This is a genomic window from Mucilaginibacter sp. (genome assembly GCF_036383575.1).
Classification (GTDB): Bacteria; Bacteroidota; Bacteroidia; order Sphingobacteriales; family Sphingobacteriaceae; genus Mucilaginibacter.
Map to the genome: position 1 here is coordinate 1 of NZ_DASVOB010000579.1, position 17,420 is coordinate 17,420.

16 protein-coding genes and 1 tRNA gene are annotated in these 17,420 nt (G+C 42.8%); 5 read left to right on the forward strand and 12 right to left on the reverse strand.

The window, feature by feature from the left end; translation table 11 throughout:
* From VF500_RS20665 to VF500_RS20685, 5 genes are all read right to left on the reverse strand, one after another.
* A partial coding sequence (locus VF500_RS20665; RefSeq protein ID WP_330861495.1) for a TonB-dependent receptor occupies nt 1–1,043 on the reverse strand: 1,043 nt, incomplete at its 3' end.
* Between the two features lie 104 nt (nt 1,044–1,147).
* A complete protein-coding gene (pth, locus tag VF500_RS20670; RefSeq protein ID WP_330861496.1) occupies nt 1,148–1,708 on the reverse strand; it encodes an aminoacyl-tRNA hydrolase in 561 nt (186 codons plus the stop codon).
* Nucleotides 1,709–1,855: 147 nt separating this feature from the next.
* Nucleotides 1,856–2,440 (reverse strand): 50S ribosomal protein L25/general stress protein Ctc, encoded by a 585-nt coding sequence (locus VF500_RS20675; protein ID WP_330861497.1) that lies wholly within the window; start codon nt 2,438–2,440, stop codon nt 1,856–1,858.
* Between the two features lie 133 nt (nt 2,441–2,573).
* Nucleotides 2,574–3,518, reverse strand: coding sequence for a ribose-phosphate pyrophosphokinase (locus tag VF500_RS20680; protein WP_330861498.1), 945 nt, complete (start codon nt 3,516–3,518; stop codon nt 2,574–2,576).
* A 153-nt stretch (nt 3,519–3,671) separates the two neighbouring features.
* Nucleotides 3,672–3,742: transfer RNA gene (locus tag VF500_RS20685), tRNA-Gln, on the reverse strand.
* 213 nt (nt 3,743–3,955) lie between these two features.
* Here VF500_RS20685 and VF500_RS20690 point away from each other — a divergent pair.
* A complete protein-coding gene (locus VF500_RS20690) occupies nt 3,956–7,093 on the forward strand; it encodes a DUF2723 domain-containing protein (RefSeq protein ID WP_330861499.1) in 3,138 nt (1,045 codons plus the stop codon).
* 291 nt (nt 7,094–7,384) lie between these two features.
* On the opposite strand, the gene VF500_RS20695 is transcribed toward VF500_RS20690, so the two are convergent.
* Both VF500_RS20695 and VF500_RS20700 read right to left on the reverse strand, forming a co-directional pair.
* On the reverse strand, nt 7,385–7,708 hold the full coding sequence (locus tag VF500_RS20695; protein WP_330861500.1) for a hypothetical protein: 324 nt from the start codon (nt 7,706–7,708) through the stop codon (nt 7,385–7,387).
* Nucleotides 7,709–7,828: 120 nt separating this feature from the next.
* The gene (locus tag VF500_RS20700; RefSeq protein ID WP_330861501.1) at nt 7,829–8,842 is read right to left on the reverse strand and encodes a hypothetical protein; all 1,014 of its coding nucleotides are present in this window, start codon (nt 8,840–8,842) and stop codon (nt 7,829–7,831) included.
* A gap of 212 nt (nt 8,843–9,054) precedes the next feature.
* Here VF500_RS20700 and VF500_RS20705 point away from each other — a divergent pair, with 212 nt between their 5' ends.
* From VF500_RS20705 to VF500_RS20720, 4 genes are all read left to right on the forward strand, one after another.
* Complete coding sequence (locus tag VF500_RS20705) at nt 9,055–9,738, forward strand: response regulator transcription factor (protein WP_330861502.1); 684 nt, start codon at nt 9,055–9,057, stop codon at nt 9,736–9,738.
* Nucleotides 9,735–11,108: a HAMP domain-containing sensor histidine kinase gene (locus VF500_RS20710; protein WP_330861503.1), complete on the forward strand. Its 1,374-nt coding sequence runs from the start codon at nt 9,735–9,737 to the stop codon at nt 11,106–11,108. The genes VF500_RS20705 and VF500_RS20710 overlap by 4 nt, the downstream gene beginning before the upstream one ends.
* 786 nt (nt 11,109–11,894) lie before the next feature.
* Nucleotides 11,895–12,386 (forward strand): hypothetical protein, encoded by a 492-nt coding sequence (locus tag VF500_RS20715; RefSeq protein ID WP_330861504.1) that lies wholly within the window; start codon nt 11,895–11,897, stop codon nt 12,384–12,386.
* A gap of 31 nt (nt 12,387–12,417) precedes the next feature.
* Complete coding sequence (locus VF500_RS20720) at nt 12,418–13,350, forward strand: bestrophin family protein (protein WP_330861505.1); 933 nt, start codon at nt 12,418–12,420, stop codon at nt 13,348–13,350.
* Nucleotides 13,351–13,383: 33 nt separating this feature from the next.
* Here the strand turns inward: VF500_RS20720 and VF500_RS20725 are convergent, their stop codons facing one another.
* The 5 genes from VF500_RS20725 to VF500_RS20745 form a co-directional block, all read right to left on the reverse strand.
* Nucleotides 13,384–14,700: a serine hydrolase domain-containing protein gene (locus VF500_RS20725; protein WP_330861506.1), complete on the reverse strand. Its 1,317-nt coding sequence runs from the start codon at nt 14,698–14,700 to the stop codon at nt 13,384–13,386.
* A 107-nt stretch (nt 14,701–14,807) separates the two neighbouring features.
* A complete protein-coding gene (locus tag VF500_RS20730; protein ID WP_330861507.1) occupies nt 14,808–15,011 on the reverse strand; it encodes a hypothetical protein in 204 nt (67 codons plus the stop codon).
* A gap of 331 nt (nt 15,012–15,342) precedes the next feature.
* Complete coding sequence (locus VF500_RS20735; RefSeq protein WP_330861508.1) at nt 15,343–16,296, reverse strand: acetyl-CoA carboxylase carboxyltransferase subunit alpha; 954 nt, start codon at nt 16,294–16,296, stop codon at nt 15,343–15,345.
* 47 nt (nt 16,297–16,343) lie between these two features.
* On the reverse strand, nt 16,344–16,847 hold the full coding sequence (locus VF500_RS20740) for a hypothetical protein (RefSeq protein WP_330861509.1): 504 nt from the start codon (nt 16,845–16,847) through the stop codon (nt 16,344–16,346).
* Between the two features lie 285 nt (nt 16,848–17,132).
* The coding region (locus VF500_RS20745; protein WP_330861510.1) for a fibronectin type III domain-containing protein at nt 17,133–17,420 on the reverse strand (288 nt) is incomplete at its 5' end.

Genomic DNA, 17,420 nt, shown 5'->3' on the forward strand with positions numbered 1-17,420 from the left:
GAATTACTTTTTCCATTATAAAAATCAAACATACCGGTAATCAGGTTAAGGGTATCAACCTCATAACTTAACTCGCCGCTACCGTACAGATTTTTACCACTGTTGCCTCTTGTACCGGTTTGACTAAGTGTTGACTGCGGATCGGTTGACTGCGGCTTAAAAAAAGTGGTCATGTTCTCAAACGATGACGTACGTAACGGCCTGTAGTTATACCCCGCATACCCGCTAAAGCCAAACTTCCCCTGCTTTACGGTTAGGTTTACATTTGCGCGCTCACCATAAACATTGTTATAGCCGGTGTTGATGCTTACGTTATATCCCTGGTCGGCATTTTTTTTGGTGATGATGTTGATGATCCCCGCCAGGCCCTCTGCATCATATTTTGCAGGCGGTGTGGTGATCACTTCAATCTTTTCGATATTGGCAGCCGGCATCGATTTTAACACATCCGACGGATTCTTGGCCATCATGGCCGATTCCTTACCGTTGATCAGGATTTTATAATTATCATTTCCACGCAGCTTGATCACGTCGTTGCCATCCACAGAAAGTAAAGGCACTTTCCTGATCATATCCAGCGCGGTAATGGATTTACTTTCCGGGTCGGCCTGTACATCGTAGCTGAGACGGTCAACCTCCTGTTTCATCACCGGTCTTACCGCGGTTACAGTAACTTCCTTCAATTGCTTGCTCGATGCCGAAAGCAGGATCCTGCCTGCATTAAATGTAGACCCTGTAAGTTTAACGGGAATAGTTTTAGTAGCATAACCTATAAATACAGCTACCAACTGGTAAGTTTTACCTTCGGGCGCTTTGAGTTCAAAACTACCGTCGTCTTTTGCCAGGGTACTTTTCACCGGGGCTTTGGTAGCGGCATCCTGCAGGGCAACGGTAACATAACCCATAGGTTTGTTTACAGCCGAATCAATAATAATACCTTTTACAATGATATTGGGAACCGCAGGAACAGCGGGGGCTTTGGTTTGAGCAAATAAGAGCGTAGAAAAGTAACAGCAAAGTACCGTTAACAGGATTTGTTTCATAAGGTTATTTAGGTTTAAAAGACGTAAGAACACCTGCGTGTGTTACAACACGAATTACGATTTGAACGCTTTTTTAACTAATTTATTAGTTTGTAACGGCGTTGTTACTTATTATATCGGGTCATGGTAAGTTCGGTACCAATGGTAGCAAAGCTCTTGATCATCTCTATCGAACGATCGATCAGTGCCGGAAGTTCGGGTTGCTCATCTTTATCAAAACCACTCAGCACATAATCAACCTGGCGGCCTTTCGGGTAGTTATCACTTACACCAAATCGCAAACGGGCGTAGTTACTATGACCAAGGGTAGCTTCAATATTTTTAAGACCATTATGACCGGCAGCACTGCCTTTGGGTTTAAGACGCAGTGTACCAAGCGGCAGAGCGATATCATCTACAATGACCAGTACATTTTCAATAGGGATCTTCAAGTCCTTCATCCAATGGTTAAGGGCTTTGCCGCTCAGGTTCATGTAGGTGGTAGGTTTAACAAGGCACAGCGTGCGGCCTTTGTGCGATACTTCGGTATAGTAGGCCAGGCGCGAGTTTTGAAACCTTGCCCCCTCCTGTTTAGCCAACTCATCCAACACCATAAAACCGATATTATGCCTTGTATCGGCATACTCCGGACCGATATTTCCTAAACCTACTATTAAATATTTCATGCCCCCTACCCCCCTGAAGGGGGAATTTGATTTTCTTAATTTTTATGCGAAGATATTATTTATTGCTTAAACAAAAACAGCGATAGATTGCTCTACCGCTGTTTTTTGTTTCACCTCTTGTTCCCCCTTTAGGGGGTTAGGGGGCAATTATTTTTTACCTGAAGCTGCTTCTTGTTCAGCCTGACGTAATGCACGTGAGGTAGTTACAGAAACAATGGTATCTTCTTTAGCGTTGGTGATAGTTAAGTTATCTAATTTAATATCAGATACTTTTACTGATTTACCTACTTCAAGAGATTCGATGCTTACTTCAATAGCATCAAGATGATCTTTAGGAAGCGCTTTGATACGCAGTTTCCTTAATTTCTGAACCAGTTTACCACCTACTTTAACACCTGGAGAAGTACCGGTTAATTTAACAGGGATCTCGATGGCGATAGGTTTTTTCTCATCTAACAATAAAAAGTCAACGTGAGTGATCTTTTCAGTTAGTGGGTGGAACTGAATGTCCTGGATGATGGCTTGTGAAGTAACACCAGCAATTTCCAGGTTGATGAAATGAACAACCGGAGTGTAAACTACGGCTCTCAAATCAGCTGCGGACACTGCAAAGTGGGTTTGTGTAGCACCACCATAAAGAACTGCAGGCACCAGGCCATTGTAACGCAGCTCTTTCGCGTCTCTTTTCCCTACGTTCTCTCTTAGAGAACCGCTAATAGCAATTGATTTCATTTTTATTTATTTGTTTATTTAAAGCCTCACCCCAACCCCTCTCTGGGGGAGAGGGGCTTTGATAAGGAGATTTTAATTCATTTACTCGGCCTTTTTTTCAAGTCCTCCCAACCGGGGAGGATTTAGGAGGGGCTTACTCCACCTTAAACAAGGTACTTATCGAACCGTGTTCGTTTACATTGCTTATCGCTTTTGCAAACAGTTCGGCGGTTGAAAGCACCCTGATTTTAGGGCTGCTGTGTTTAAGCGGTATAGTATCTGTAACTATCAGTTCGGTTAATGCCGAGTTTTCGATAGTTTCATAAGCCTTACCTGATAATACCGGATGGGTACAAACCGCGCGTACGCTGCGTGCACCACGCTCCATGATCAGTCCGGCAGCTTTTGCAAGGGTACCGGCAGTATCACAAATATCATCTATCAGCACAATGTCCTGATCGGTAACATCACCAATCAGCGTCATGGCTTCAATTTCGTTGGCGCGTTTACGGCGTTTATCGCAAATTACCACTTCGGCATTAAAGAACTTGGCAAAGCTCCGGGCCCTGTATGAACCGCCCATATCAGGCGATGCAATAGTAAGGTGACCTAAACCAAGGCTTTTGATATAAGGCACAAAAATGATGGAAGCATCCAGGTGATCAACCGGAACATCAAAAAAGCCCTGGATCTGCGCTGCGTGCAAATCCATGGTCATGATACGGTTAATACCGGCTGCTACCAGCAGGTTAGCTACCAGTTTTGCGCCAATGGCAACACGTGGCTTGTCTTTCCTGTCCTGACGCGCCAAACCAAAATAAGGGATAACGGCGTTTACATAATGGGCAGATGCACGGCGGGCGGCATCAATCATCATCAGTAATTCCATTAAATTATCGGTAGGCTGGTGGGTAGACTGGATCAGGAAAACATCGCATCCCCTTACAGATTCATTAAAATGCGGCTGGTATTCACCGTCACTAAAACGCGATATTACAACTTCACCTAATTCACGACCATAAGCATCAGCTATAAGATGCGCAAGCTCCTGCGAGCCTGATCCTGCAAATAATTTAACCGGGTTAAATTGTAAGGGCATTTTGTTTTGGATTTGGGATATTCGATTTCGGATTTACCTGTCCTTCACCGTTGATCTTTTGCAAATACAACCGTTATAAAACACAATTCGGATTTCAAATTTTCAAAACGGAATAAATCCGAAATAAAAAGCCGAAATCCGAAATTTTTATTGTTGCCCGACCAGGATTCGAACCTAGACAAACGGTACCAAAAACCGTCGTACTACCATTATACTATCAGGCAATCTCCTTTGGTTTGTTTTACTCCCCGAAAAGGAATGCAAATATAGCGCGAATATTTGATTCTCAAAATAGAATTTTAAAAAATTTCGTTATCAGCTCAAATACAGCAAAATAAATTTAAAACCGGTCGCAAAAGCCCGTTTTTGATGGCAACATCCCAATAGTTTTACTATTTTCGGCTGCATTAATCCTGTTTTTCACATAGCGTCCAATCATGAATTACAAAAAACTCAACAATATATTTGGCTGGATAGCCTTTATTATTGCCACAGTAACTTACATTTTAACCCTTGAGCCATCATCAAGCTTCTGGGATTGCGGCGAATTTATTGCCTGTATCTATCGCTTACAGGTAGCCCATCAGCCTGGTGCACCATTATTTACCATTATAGGCAAGGTATTCACCCTGCTATCCCTGGGCGATAATACCAAAGTGGCTTACTGGGCCAATATGGCATCGGCCCTGGCCAGCGGCGCTACCATCATGTTTTTGTTTTGGACCATCACGGCCCTGGCCAAAAAGCTTTTAGTTAAAACACAGGAGCAGCTTACTGTTACCAATCTCATCCTCATTATAGGCTCAGGTATTGTAGGTGCTTTGGCCTACGCCTGGTCGGATACATTCTGGTTTTCGGCAGTTGAATCAGAGGTTTACGCGCAATCATCACTTTGTACGGCCATCGTATTTTGGGCGATATTGAAATGGGATGCCCATGCAGAAGAGCCTCATGCCGACAGGTGGATAGTTTTTATTGCCTATGTTATGGGCCTTTCTATAGGGATCCACTTATTAAACCTGCTGGTGATCCCGGCTATTGGCCTGGTGATCTATTTCCGCAGGGTAAAAAATGTTACTACAAAAGGTACGCTGCTTACCTTTTTGGCAAGCGTTGTGGCATTGGCATTTGTGCTTTGGGGAGTTATACAATATACTGTAAAAGGCGCTGCCTTTTCCGATCTGCTTTTTGTAAACACCCTGGGTATGGGCTTTGGCAGCGGGGCAGTTGTGTTTTTTGTGCTGCTCATTGTTACCATTGTTGCGGGCATTTACTATACCATAAACCCGGTTAAGCCTGCTATTATTTTAGCTGCGGTATGTTTTGTTTTGATATTAGGTATCAGCGGCGGCATTATTGGTCTTGTAATAAGCGTAGGTGTTTTAGCCTTATTAGAATATGTAGTAAAGATCCGCGAAAAACGCTTTGCGCTCAACAGCTTTTTGATCTGCCTGCTGTTTATCCTGTTTGGCTACAGCTCGTTTGTGATGATCGTTGTACGAGCAAAGGCTAACCCCAACCTGAACAACAGCGACCCTGAAAATGCCTTCGCCCTAAACAGCTACCTTAACCGCGACCAATACGGCGATACTCCTTTATTATACGGTCAGTTTTTTGATTCGGAAGCTACAGCACAAACCGAAGGCGCTAATATTTATCGCCGCGGCCAAACCAAATATGAGGTTGCCGGTAAAAAATTAAATACGGTTTATGACCGCAATACCATATTCCCGCGGATGTTTAGCGATAAGCCCGGTCACCCGGACTTTTACCGCGAGTGGACAGGTCTTGGTGAAAGCGAACACCCTACCTTTGGAAGCAACATCAGCTTTTTCGCCAAATGGCAAATTAACCAAATGTACACCCGTTATTTCCTGTGGAACTTTGCAGGCCGGGCTAATGACCTCGACGGTCAGAGCTTAAATTCTGGTGCCGATGGCGAATGGATCAGCGGCTGGAATTTTAACAAAGCCCTGCCCTACTCGGTTACGCAAAGCAAAAGCTATAACCGCCTGTTCTTTTTACCGCTTATCATCGGCTTGTTTGGTGCTGTATTTCATTTTGCGCGTAACCAGCGCGAAGCCGGTGTTGTTGCCATTCTGTTTGTTTGTACCGGCTTAGCCATTGTACTTTATCTAAACCAGGACCCGCTACAACCCCGCGAGCGTGATTATGCCTACGCCGGTTCCTTTTACGCCTTTGCTATATGGATTGGCTTAGGAGTAATAGGCATTGCCGACGTGTTAAGCAAAAAACTTAATGCAAAGGTAAGCGCTATTATTTCTACCGTGGTTTGTTTGTTGGGAGCGCCTTTACTGATGGCTAACCAGGAGTGGGATGATCACGACCGCTCAACCAAGCTTACGCCGCATGATATGGCTTATAACTACCTTAACTCGTGCGCGCCAAATGCTATTTTGTTTACCTATGGCGATAATGATACCTACCCGCTTTGGTACATCCAGGAGGTTGAAAATGTACGTCCCGATGTGCGTATTGTAAACCTGAGCTTGTTAGGTACCGACTGGTATATCCGCGGTATGAAAAACAAGATGAACGAATCGGAGCCATTGCCTATCAGTATGCCTAATGATAAATTTAAACCTGGCGTACGCGATGTCATCTATTTTAATGATCAGAAAATTCCGGAGGCAACTGAATTAAAAGATGTTTTTGATTTTATCACTTCTGATAAAAAAGAAGCCATGGTTGAGTATAACAACGGCGATGTTGCCAATTACCTGCCGACCAACAAATTCAAGCTTACTGTTAACCCCGATGAAGTAGTTAAAACCGGCACTGTAGCATCGGCTGATAAAGCTAAAATAGCCCCTGAAATGGACTGGACATTCAGCGGTCGTTATGTTACCAAAGATGTGCTTGCTATGATGGATATCTTATCGCACAACGACTGGAAGCGCCCTATCTATTTTTCGGTGACCGTACCTAACAGCAATATGATAGGCTTGGATAAATACATGTACAACGAAGGTTTCGCATACCGTTTGCTGCCGTTAAAACCCGACACCGCTGTTGGTGCGCTTGAAGCCAGCAACACCGCTAAAATGTATGAGAACATGATGACCAAATACAAATGGGGCAACATGAAAAACGCCACTTATCTTGACCATGAATCAATGACCATGTTTTACCCGCTCATCACCAGGCTTTATTCAACCCTGGCCGACGACCTGGCAAAAGCAGGCAAACCTGATTCGGCCCGTAAAGTGCTTAAAAAATATGACGAGGTAATGCCAACAACCATTAACTCGTTAGAGATAGCAGTGCGCAAATATTACATGATAGAAAACGCATACCGTTTAAATGATATTCAGTTGGGTAATAAACTGGCGGGCCTTGTTGATGATTATGTTAACAATCAGCTTGGCTACAGCTACGCCCTGCTGCAAAAAGGCGAAATCAACCTCGAAAATCGCGATCTGCAATATTCAATGCAGATTTTGGGTGGATTGGTTGAGTTTGCCAAACAGAACAAGCAGCCCCAATTGTTTAACAAGTTCAGCGCCCAATTAAGTGGCTTTGAAAAGAAATTTGGAGTGACAGGAAAGAGATAAGTTCCCTTTTGATATTTGAAAAATGCCCGCCCAAAGCGGGCATTTTTATTTTGCCCTATAAAAAAAATAAGAACTGGTCGAAGTTTAGCGATAGCGTAACTTCGTCCTAAAATAGCTCAAGCTTTCAGCTTGAGAACCCCTATCTAACCAGCATTTGAATTGAGCTTTTTAATCTGAGTCACGGAAGCAAAATGCTTCCACGGTTTTAGGACTAAGTTACGCTGCCGCTAAACTTCGACCAGTAACCGGATTAAGCCGCATTTATTTCAAACAAATAATCTTACTTAATCATCACAGGATCGTTTGCACGCATTTCCCATTTTGCCAAACTGTATGACTTTTTAAAATGCCGTTGTTGTCCCAATTTTTAAACGAACCTTCCAATTTGTTAAATTGTATAAGATATTCTTCAACTAATATTCCGCTGGGATAATTATATTCCCTTTGAATGCCTCCTCTGTGCCCATCTGTAAATTCAGCTTCGCCCACTAATACACCATCCTTATAGTCTTTAATTATTCCAGTTAAAGGTTCGTTCTTATAATAATAAATTATATCACCGCCTGCATCAGTACCTTTTTGTTCAACATCATCATAACTAACTATCAAACTCATCCCTTTTATTTTATAATGTTATTCTATCTGTTGAATATATAGCTGTTGTTTAAATTTAATATATGCTCCAAGCATTGGTTGAAGTTTAGCTGTCGCTAAACTTCAACCAGTTTTAGAAAGTCACCTACCGGCTGTATCCTGATAGGCTTTTACATTAGTAAGATATCTCAATATTAAGGGCCTGTTTTCCTTATCATTTAGTGCTTTCTTTAATGGCTCATGGAATGATTTAATAAACAGAAAATCATTATCATTGAGGTAGTACGATAAAATTTGGGACTTACTAATTTTAGATTTTTCGTATTGCCCGATAAGTTTCCTGGATTTTTCATCCCATTTATAACTCACCAGGGTTGAATCATTAATAACCATCGGCCCCCAACTCGTTCTATCCTCCTTAACAAACTGATTATAGTAAACCATTTTTAAGGTTAATGGATTAGTTCGTTCCACAGTTGCATCCAACCATATAACACGTCCTATCCAACTCCCCTGCACATTTCCATTGCCAAGTTCATTTAATACCGGGATCAGTTTATCACCATCGTACTTGTAAAAAAAATAGTTATACCACCAAACGCCCGAGCCACGAGAAAACTCATATGTCGCGTAAACAATATTTTCGCCATCTGTATTGGTAAAATATTCAGGTTCGGTTGCATCCCGTGAAAACTCCTGCTTAGCTATTATCTTACTTCCTCTAAAATAATAGATCATAGCTCCCAGGCAATGCCATCCATCTGCCACACTAACGGCAAACTCATCATACCTGTTTTTATTCCGGATAAATGGATAGATTTTCAAATAAACGTAGCCCTTTTTTACCGAATCAAACAATCCGTTCATATTACAATTGCTATCCGCAGTAAATTCTCCAAAAATTTGCTTCGCCATACGCGCATTTATCCTTTTGGCTTTTATAGCCCGTTTCAGCAAGTCAAAATCGGTTGCGGAAAGCTGCCTGCTCATCGGTTTTATAAAATCCTTAAAAACAGAATCTGCATAGAAAGCAACTTTGTTCACTAAAGGCTGTACCGGCAACTTCCCAACGCTATCAAAAAAAGCGATAAGCTGAGGCTCCGTATATTTGATCTCCTTATATTCTTTCGGTTTTACTTTCTGCGTCCTTTTCACAACTTTTTTATCAGGTTTCTTAGTTGTATGATTACAACCAAATACAGCTAAAACAAGTACAAAACAGGCTAAATTTCTGATGATTTTAAAAGGATCAGGCATATTGGATAAGGCATTTATTATTGCATTAATTTACTGATATTCCTGATGAATTGAATTAAAACATCACCGTTATTTATTGTTTATACTATGTGTAATTTATATTTGCCGCAATGAAGATCCTGCTCATAGAAGACGAACCCAAACTGGTATCCATTATCCAGCGCGACCTAACCGCCGAAGGCCACGAATTAAGTGTTGCCCTTGATGGCACAACAGGTTTGGAGATGGCCACCAAAATGGATTTTCAATTGATCATTCTGGACATTATGCTTCCAGGCATTAACGGTATAGAAATTTGCCGCAGGTTGCGGCAGGCCAACCAGCAGGCGGCCATATTAATGCTCACTGCCCTGGGTACTACCGAAAATATAGTAGTGGGGCTGGATAGCGGTGCCGACGATTACATGGTTAAACCCTTCAGTCTGGCCGAGCTTAACGCCCGTATCCGCACATTGGCCCGGCGTAATACCGCCCTCGCACAGCCATCAAACCTGATACAGGTTGCCGATCTGGTGATCAATACCGACGAAAAATCAGTTAAAAGGAGCAACAAAACCATTGAGCTTACCGCCACCGAATACCGGCTGCTTGAGTTTTTGGTGCGAAACAAAAACCACATGCTTAGCCGCATCGAAATATTGGAGCACGTTTGGAACATCGACTTTAACATGGGCACCAACGTGGTCGACGTATATATTAACTACCTGCGTAAAAAGGTGGATAAAGATTTTGAGCCCAAGCTCATCCACACCGTTATTGGCATGGGGTATATTTTTAAAAATAACGCTGCATGACCATTCAAAAAAAAGTCGCACTGTTATTCCTTGCCTTAACGGTATCAGTAATTTTAGTGTTCAGCGGGGCCATTTTTTATTTTGTACACCAGTTTACCTTCGACGATTTTTACAAACGACTGGAAACACGTGTAAACATCTCCTCACAGATCCATCACCTTAATGACCGCGATAGCCTGGGCATGTACCGGGAAATACGCCAGCGTTACCTTGAACGCCTTATTGACGAAAAACAATACATTATTAAACCCGACGTTTATACCAAAGGCAAAACGGTAAAAGGCGTTCCGCGCCGGCTGATAGATAATATCATTACCAACGGAAAATCAAGGTTTAAAGCCGCCAATGTATTTTACGCCGGCAATATATTCCACTTTCCGGAGGGGGACGCTATTATCGTAGTTTCTGCAACCAACCCGTCGGGCCTTAGTGAACTTAATGATCTTGAGCAGGTATTGATCGTCAGTTTCCTGATCTCGATACTCATTGTTTATCTCATCGGTCGCCGTTTTTCTTATCATACTTTTAAGCCCGTACGTAAAATCATCAAAAAAGTAAACACCATTACGGCCAGCAACCTGCATTTACGACTGGAAGATTATAACGGTAAAGACGAAATAGCTGAGCTTACCCAAACGTTCAACAACATGCTCGACAGGCTGGAAACTGCTTTTGAAACCCAGAACAATTTCATCAGCAATGCATCGCACGAGTTGCGTACGCCACTGGCCATTATTAAAGGCGAGGCCGAGATCTCGCTCAAAAATATCGACAATCCCGGTGCCGATCTGCGTAAAAACCTGAATGAGATTTTGACCGGCACTCAAAGTCTACAGGATATTATTACCAGTTTACTGGGGCTGGCGCAAAGCGGGTTCGACGGAAAAAAACAGAACTGGGAACAGGTGCGCGCCGATGAACTGGCGTTTATGGTTAAAGAAGCTGTCGACCATATCATCCCCACAAATAAGCTTAGCATTGATTTTTCATCGCTGCCCGATGATGTGGATAGTTTGGTAACACAGGGGAACATCAATCTCCTTAAACTTGCTATAAGTAATATCGGCCTCAACGCCTGTAAATATTCTGAAAACAAGCCGGTAGTACTTAAAGTATATGCCGAAAATAACAGCATCATTTTTAGTGTGAAAGACGAAGGTATCGGTATCCCCGAACGCGAGTTGCAGCATATTTTTGAGCCATTCTTCAGGGCCTCCAATACCGGCAAATACGAGGGGCACGGTGTGGGCCTTCCCCTCGCACTAAACATTGTACGCCTGCATAAGGGCAACATCGGCATTATCTCCAAACAAGACGAAGGCACCGAGATCAGGGTGATGCTGCCGGTTTATCGTGAAGAGAAAAGTTAAAAGCATCAGGGAAGTCCTGAAAAAAATACGGTGATATATAAAATATATCTTAGCGATGGTGTGCGGGGCCGCGTTAGTGATAGGAGCGGATACCGGCCTCGTGGCTAATGCCCGTGCAGTATGAGCGGATAGCACGGGCCGGAGGCAACGCCCATATTTATAAGCCTACTTTTAAAATACAATTAATAATCAACAACTTAAGATAATGTCATTATAAGGCACGAAGACTACCGACCGAAGGGCACTCATTAATACCTATAAAAAAAATTATAATTATTAATAATCCCAAACAGGCAGGTAACGGGCTTTATCGTAATGAACTTACATCGTCGCGCTCTTGGCCGCGCGGGGCCAGATACTTTTGTCTTGACACAAAAGTATCCAAAAAGTCAAGTCAGCAGATAGGCTTCTTTGCCGCACAGGCCTTTGCCCTGCAAACCGGGCAGAACCACGGCTGCAATTATTTTGCCCCGCTGCGCTCGCGCTTTCCCACCCTTCTGCAAAAACTTGCTATGCCCTTTCCTGCGCTCAAGGCCACCATCGTTCTACCCGCTTTCACCCGAAGCTCACCTGCTGACGGGAACATTCATATTATGGGTAACCTTAGCCAAAACATGCCCTTCGCTCCGTATATTTGCCATATTTACCGCGGAAGATCCTTTCTTATCGCTCAGAATAACAAAAAACAAACTCTAATCAAATTCTAATTTCCCTCTTAAACCGCTTTAATGCCTGGTACCGACTATTGTATCAACAAACAGTAGTAAACACAAAAAAGGTATCATTATGAAAACACTGAACATCATCATCCCGTCTGATTTCACTTTATCATCATTAAACATTATACCTGTTTTAGCAGAGCGCTATCCCAAAGAAAAACTGAATATATCGCTCGTTCATTTTCTGCAACTCTCCGATTCTATATCCGATCTGTTATTGCTGTCCCGCCGCAGCAGGGAATACCAGCTCATCAGCGATGAATTTTATGCCGGTTGTACCATGCTTAAATCCGATTATGCGAATCAGATCACTAACATCACACCCGACTTTTTTTACGGCAATACAGTAGCTGTGTTTAAAAACTATCTCGAAGCAAAAGAGATCGACCTGATAGCAATGCCTGAAAATCATAGCTACCAAAGGTTAACACCAAACAGCTTTGATCCCTGCATCCTAATGGAGCGGAGCAGGTACAAAATGATCACCCTTAAAGCTGAAGTGAAGCAGCCTTTAACTGTACTTAAAACCCAAACCGAACACGAATTACTGGAAGTTTAACATTTATCAAATTCATTTAAAAAGATAATCTATGCTATTGAAAGAAAATATCCCGGTAAAATATGTGGTAGGGAAAATCAAGAATGAGCTTTTACTGGTTGCCGTTTATGCGGTATCTATAGCCTTGTTCCATCGTTTTTTCCCCGAGTACCGCATTTCAATCCCAATCGCCGTTCCGGCTATATTGGCTACCATCATATCATTGTTGCTGGCCTTCCGGTCAAACCAGGCCTATGACCGCTGGTGGGAGGCCCGGAGCATTTGGGGAGCAATCGTAAACGATTCAAGATCGCTTACCCGCGAACTGATCACTTTTTTAGATGGCGATAATGCTGCCTGCGAAGAAATAGAAGGTTTCAAAAAACGGTTCGTTAAACGGCAGATAGCATGGTGCTATGGCTTGAGCCAATCGTTACGTAAACAGGACCCCTATGCTAAAAATGCTCATCTGTTAGTCGAAGAAGAGGTAAAATTCACCCATCGTTTTACAAACATGCCTAACAGTTTGCTAAAGCTACACGGGCTCGACCTGAAGCTGGCTTACAAAAACGGATGGCTGAATGATTATCAGCAGGTGCAGATAGACGGTACGCTTACCCGCCTGTGCGATGCCATGGGTAAATGCGAGCGGATCAAGAACACGGTGTTCCCGGTTACCTACAGTTTATATATCCATTTTTGCCTTTACCTGTTCATTATACTGTTGCCTTTTGGTCTGATAGAGTTCTTCGGTATGTTTGAAGTACCGCTGATCATAGCTATAGCAGCAGCATTTTTACTGGTAGAGAAAATGGCTATCCATCTGCAGGACCCATTTGAAAACAAACCAACAGATACCCCAACAACTGCCATATCGCAAACCATTGAACGCGATCTGAAGCAGATGCTTAACGATAAACATGAGAGTGAAAAGGCAGCAGTGCAACCTGCCGCCGCTAAAGCCGACGTATATTATATACTGTAAGCTTTAAACCCCTGTGCGGGAAGGCACAGGGGTTCACTTATTTAAGTCGAGGTAATAATTAACACTGCCCTGTTCTATTACCAATTGCTTTTTCGATAAGTCGAAATCAAAGAAAAACCCAAACTGCTTATTCATAAACCTATCCTTTTCAACCGGCTCCACAGTAAAAATCTGTCCTTTGGTTTGCAGTGTTAAAACACTATCCTTTCTTGTACAGATCACTTCAATCGGCGGCTGTTTTGATAAATAGGTACCGCAATACCTATCCAGTTCGGCAGCGCTTAATTTAAGCGCCTGGAATGTTGGTATCACGTATGGCGTGTTAAAACAAATACTTAAAACACCATTTAAAATATCGGCTTTGGGATAAACCTCACCATTGGTGCAATAGGCTACTGCCAATTTCTCATCAGGATAATAGGTGAGTGAGGAAGCGAAGCCTTCTGTTTTCCCGTTATGTCCATACCCCTTTCTTGCGCCGGATTCAAATGGGAACAACCCCATTCCGTAGCCATCAACCAGGGTTTTCATTTTTTCGAGGCTTTGCTTTTTTACCAGTTTATAATTGAACAATGCATCAATAAATTTGGCCAGATCTGCCGGTGTTGAAACTATTGCTCCCGCACCGCAATAATTATTCAGGTCGGCGGCCTTTTCCTTTTTCCATTTATTATCAAAGTAAGTGTATGAGGCACTTTCATTTGGATGCAGCACAGCGTCAACGCCATAATATGTTTTGGTAAGCTTTAGCCTGTCGGTTATATTTTGTTTTAAAACCTCTTTATAAGTTTTTTTGCAAACCTTTTCAATAATATAACTCAATACCAGGTAATTGGAATTATTATAATCGGCCCGGGCGTTCGGCTCAAAATCAGGCTTCCGGCCAATAATATACCCCAGTAACTCCTCATGTGTTTTAGGTTTATCCATCCAATCAGGAAAATTGGTATCATTTGTGAAATTAGGAAGACCACTGCGGTGATAAAGCAAGTTACTTATGGTGATCTTAGCTGCATTGGGCAATTGAGGAAAAAACCTGGAAAGCGTATCATTTAAAGAAAGCTTATTTTCTTCAATGAGCTGAAAAACCAGAACCGCGGTAAACATTTTGGTTATGGAACCGATATGATACTCGGTATTTTCATTAGCCACGGTATTGCTTTCGGTTACCGCGTACCCCATTGCTTTTTGATATACTAACTTCCCGTTTTTTGTTATGGCGATACTCCCCATTGCTTCATCATTTTTGGCAAGTGAAGCAAACAGGCTATCAAGCTTAACAGTATTTATTTGCTGGGCACAAGCTGTTAAAACCGGAAGCAAAAACAGCAAAAGGATCAGGCGTTTCATAGGTTTTGTATTTTAGAGGTGTGACGCAAACTTCAGCATACAAGTTACAGTGATTTATATTAAAACCACTACCCATTTAAAAAGCCAATCCGGTTGCTTTTGATCTTTTATTCTCTGAAACTTAACCCGGCCGCTTTCATTTTCTCTTTCACTACCGGCACCGAGCTTTTGCCAACACCGTGCAAATGCAAAAACTCCTTCTCGGTAAGTTTTGATAATTCAAGCAATGATGTAATACCTGCATTGGCCAATGCACGCCGGGCCGGATTACCCAATTTGCCAAAAGGGCTTTCTGATTCTTCAGTCTTCATAATGAATGGTTTAATTGATGATCAAATTTACCATCAAAACTAACTTCCCTGTAAGGGGCATTTGCGACTATTATGGGGTGGATTAGTTTTAATTATTCCTTGCGCTCATTTGAAGCTACAGGTTATTTGGAAGATGAAAGCAGCATAGCGAATAAACAAAACCCATGTCATTGCGAGGAGGCACGACGAAGCAATCTCGTAGCTTAGCATATCGAATATGCATTGGCTACGAGATTGCCGCGCTACGCTCGCAATGACATGTTTTTTAGATATAGTACTCAAACAAAAAGAGCCGCCCTAAGGCAGCTCTCCGTATCAAAGCAGATAAATATTATTCATTAACCACGCCCATTGAGCAAAACTTGTCAATACGCTCGGCTACAAGCTCGTCGATATTACGCTCTTTAAGGGTTTTGAGGTCTTTTAGTAATTGTTTTTTGAGGATGCCGGCCATAGCAACGGGATCCTGGTGCGCACCACCAAGCGGCTCTTTGATCACACCGTCGATCAGTTTGTTTTTCAACATCTCTGTCGAGGTTAGTTTAAGCACTTCGGCAGCACGTTCTTTATTTTCCCAGGTTTTCCAAAGGATGGTTGAGCAGTTTTCGGGAGAGATCACGGAGTACCAGGAGTTATCCAGCATCAGTACCCTATCACCAATACCAATACCCAATGCGCCACCTGATGCACCTTCGCCAATGATCACGCAGATCACCGGCACTTTCAGTACCGACATTTCGAGCAGGTTGCGGGCGATAGCTTCACCTTGTCCGCGTTCTTCAGCTTCCAAACCGGGGAATGCTCCGGGAGTATCTATCAGGGTAACAACAGGCTTGTTGAACTTTTCGGCCATTTTCATCAACCTTAAAGCTTTACGGTATCCTTCAGGGTTAGCCATACCAAAGTTACGGTACTGGCGCTCCTTGGTGTTACGGCCTTTCTGGTGACCGATAAACATTACTGTTTGGCCGTTCAGCGTACCGAAACCGCCGATTATAGCTTTATCATCACCAACGGTACGATCACCATGCAGTTCAATAAAATCATCGCACATCAGCTCGATGTATTGCAGGGTATACGGCCTTTCGGGGTGACGGGAGATCTGTACTTTTTGCCAGCCTGTAAGGTTGGCATATATATCTTTTTTGGTTTCCTCCAGCTTTCCTTCCAGTTCAGCAACGGTTGCCGACATGTCGAGTTTGTTTTTTTCCTCAACCTGCTTTACCTTCTCTATTTGCTGCTGTAACTCAGCCAGTGGTTTTTCAAAATCAAACGTAATCTTCATACACTTTATTTGGAGGCGCTAAATTAAGCAAATCAAACGGGATATTTTCAATTATGAGCAGTGAGTGTTTCCAACTTTGTGATTTGCTGCGGTGCCAGCGCGTTACCTGTACCTAAACAAGCCTGTAAAATGGCATTCCTGAGCTCGCCATAATATAAACCCGAGCGGTTGGAGTAAAAAATAATGCTGCCATTATCCGTTCCTTTTTTCATCAGTTTATCAAGCGTGGTTTCGTTGGTAACAATGAAATTGCCCATCTCCATCCGTTTACGGTGCAGTTCGGCAGCAATGGCGGTGATTTTGGTAACCTGAATGGGACTCAGACTTAGCTCCTTTTTAAACTTCAGGGCAGCATCGGGCATTGGGTAATGGTTAAGCTTTGCTACCTGCTCAATATCATCAAACAAATACTCACCGCTAATCAATTGGGTAAACTGTTTATCACTCAAAGTTTTTACCGGCGATTTTTTCAGGGTGCTATCGGCTTGCTGGGCTTTGACGGTGATGCCAAGCATTATGGTTATAACGAGGGGGAATATGGTTTTTAGCATAGGGGATCTAATAACACGGTTTTATTATTATGGGGGATTGAGATACCCTTTTCAATGAAAAAGTTTCTATTTCACCACCCTGTCATGCTGAGGTACGAAGCATCTTCTTCGATCTGTATAGCGGATTTGCCTGTTGAAGAAGATCCTTCGCTATCGCTCAGGATGACAAGGTAAAAAAAATTTGTCATGCTGAAGCACGAAGCCATCTTCTCTGCCCTGTATGTTCGCTTTACTTATCGAAGAAGATCCTTCGCTATCGTTCAGGATGACAGGATGTAGCTTACACTATTCCACCTTCACAACTTTAGTCCTCGCCGATATCCCATTTTCATTAAACGCCTCTATCTGAAAATAGTATGGCAGGCTTTTATCCATCCCGTTAAAGTAGTATTCATTTTTGCCGTAAACCATCATGCTGTTGTACAATTTATCAGGTGCTATGCCGAAATAAACGGTGTAACCGGTAGCGTTATCATTAGGTTTCCATTTCAACCAGGCGTTGCGGCGCTCGCTATCCCCGCGCAGTACGATCAGGTTTTGAACGGTATCGGGGTTTGCACCAGCACCTTTACC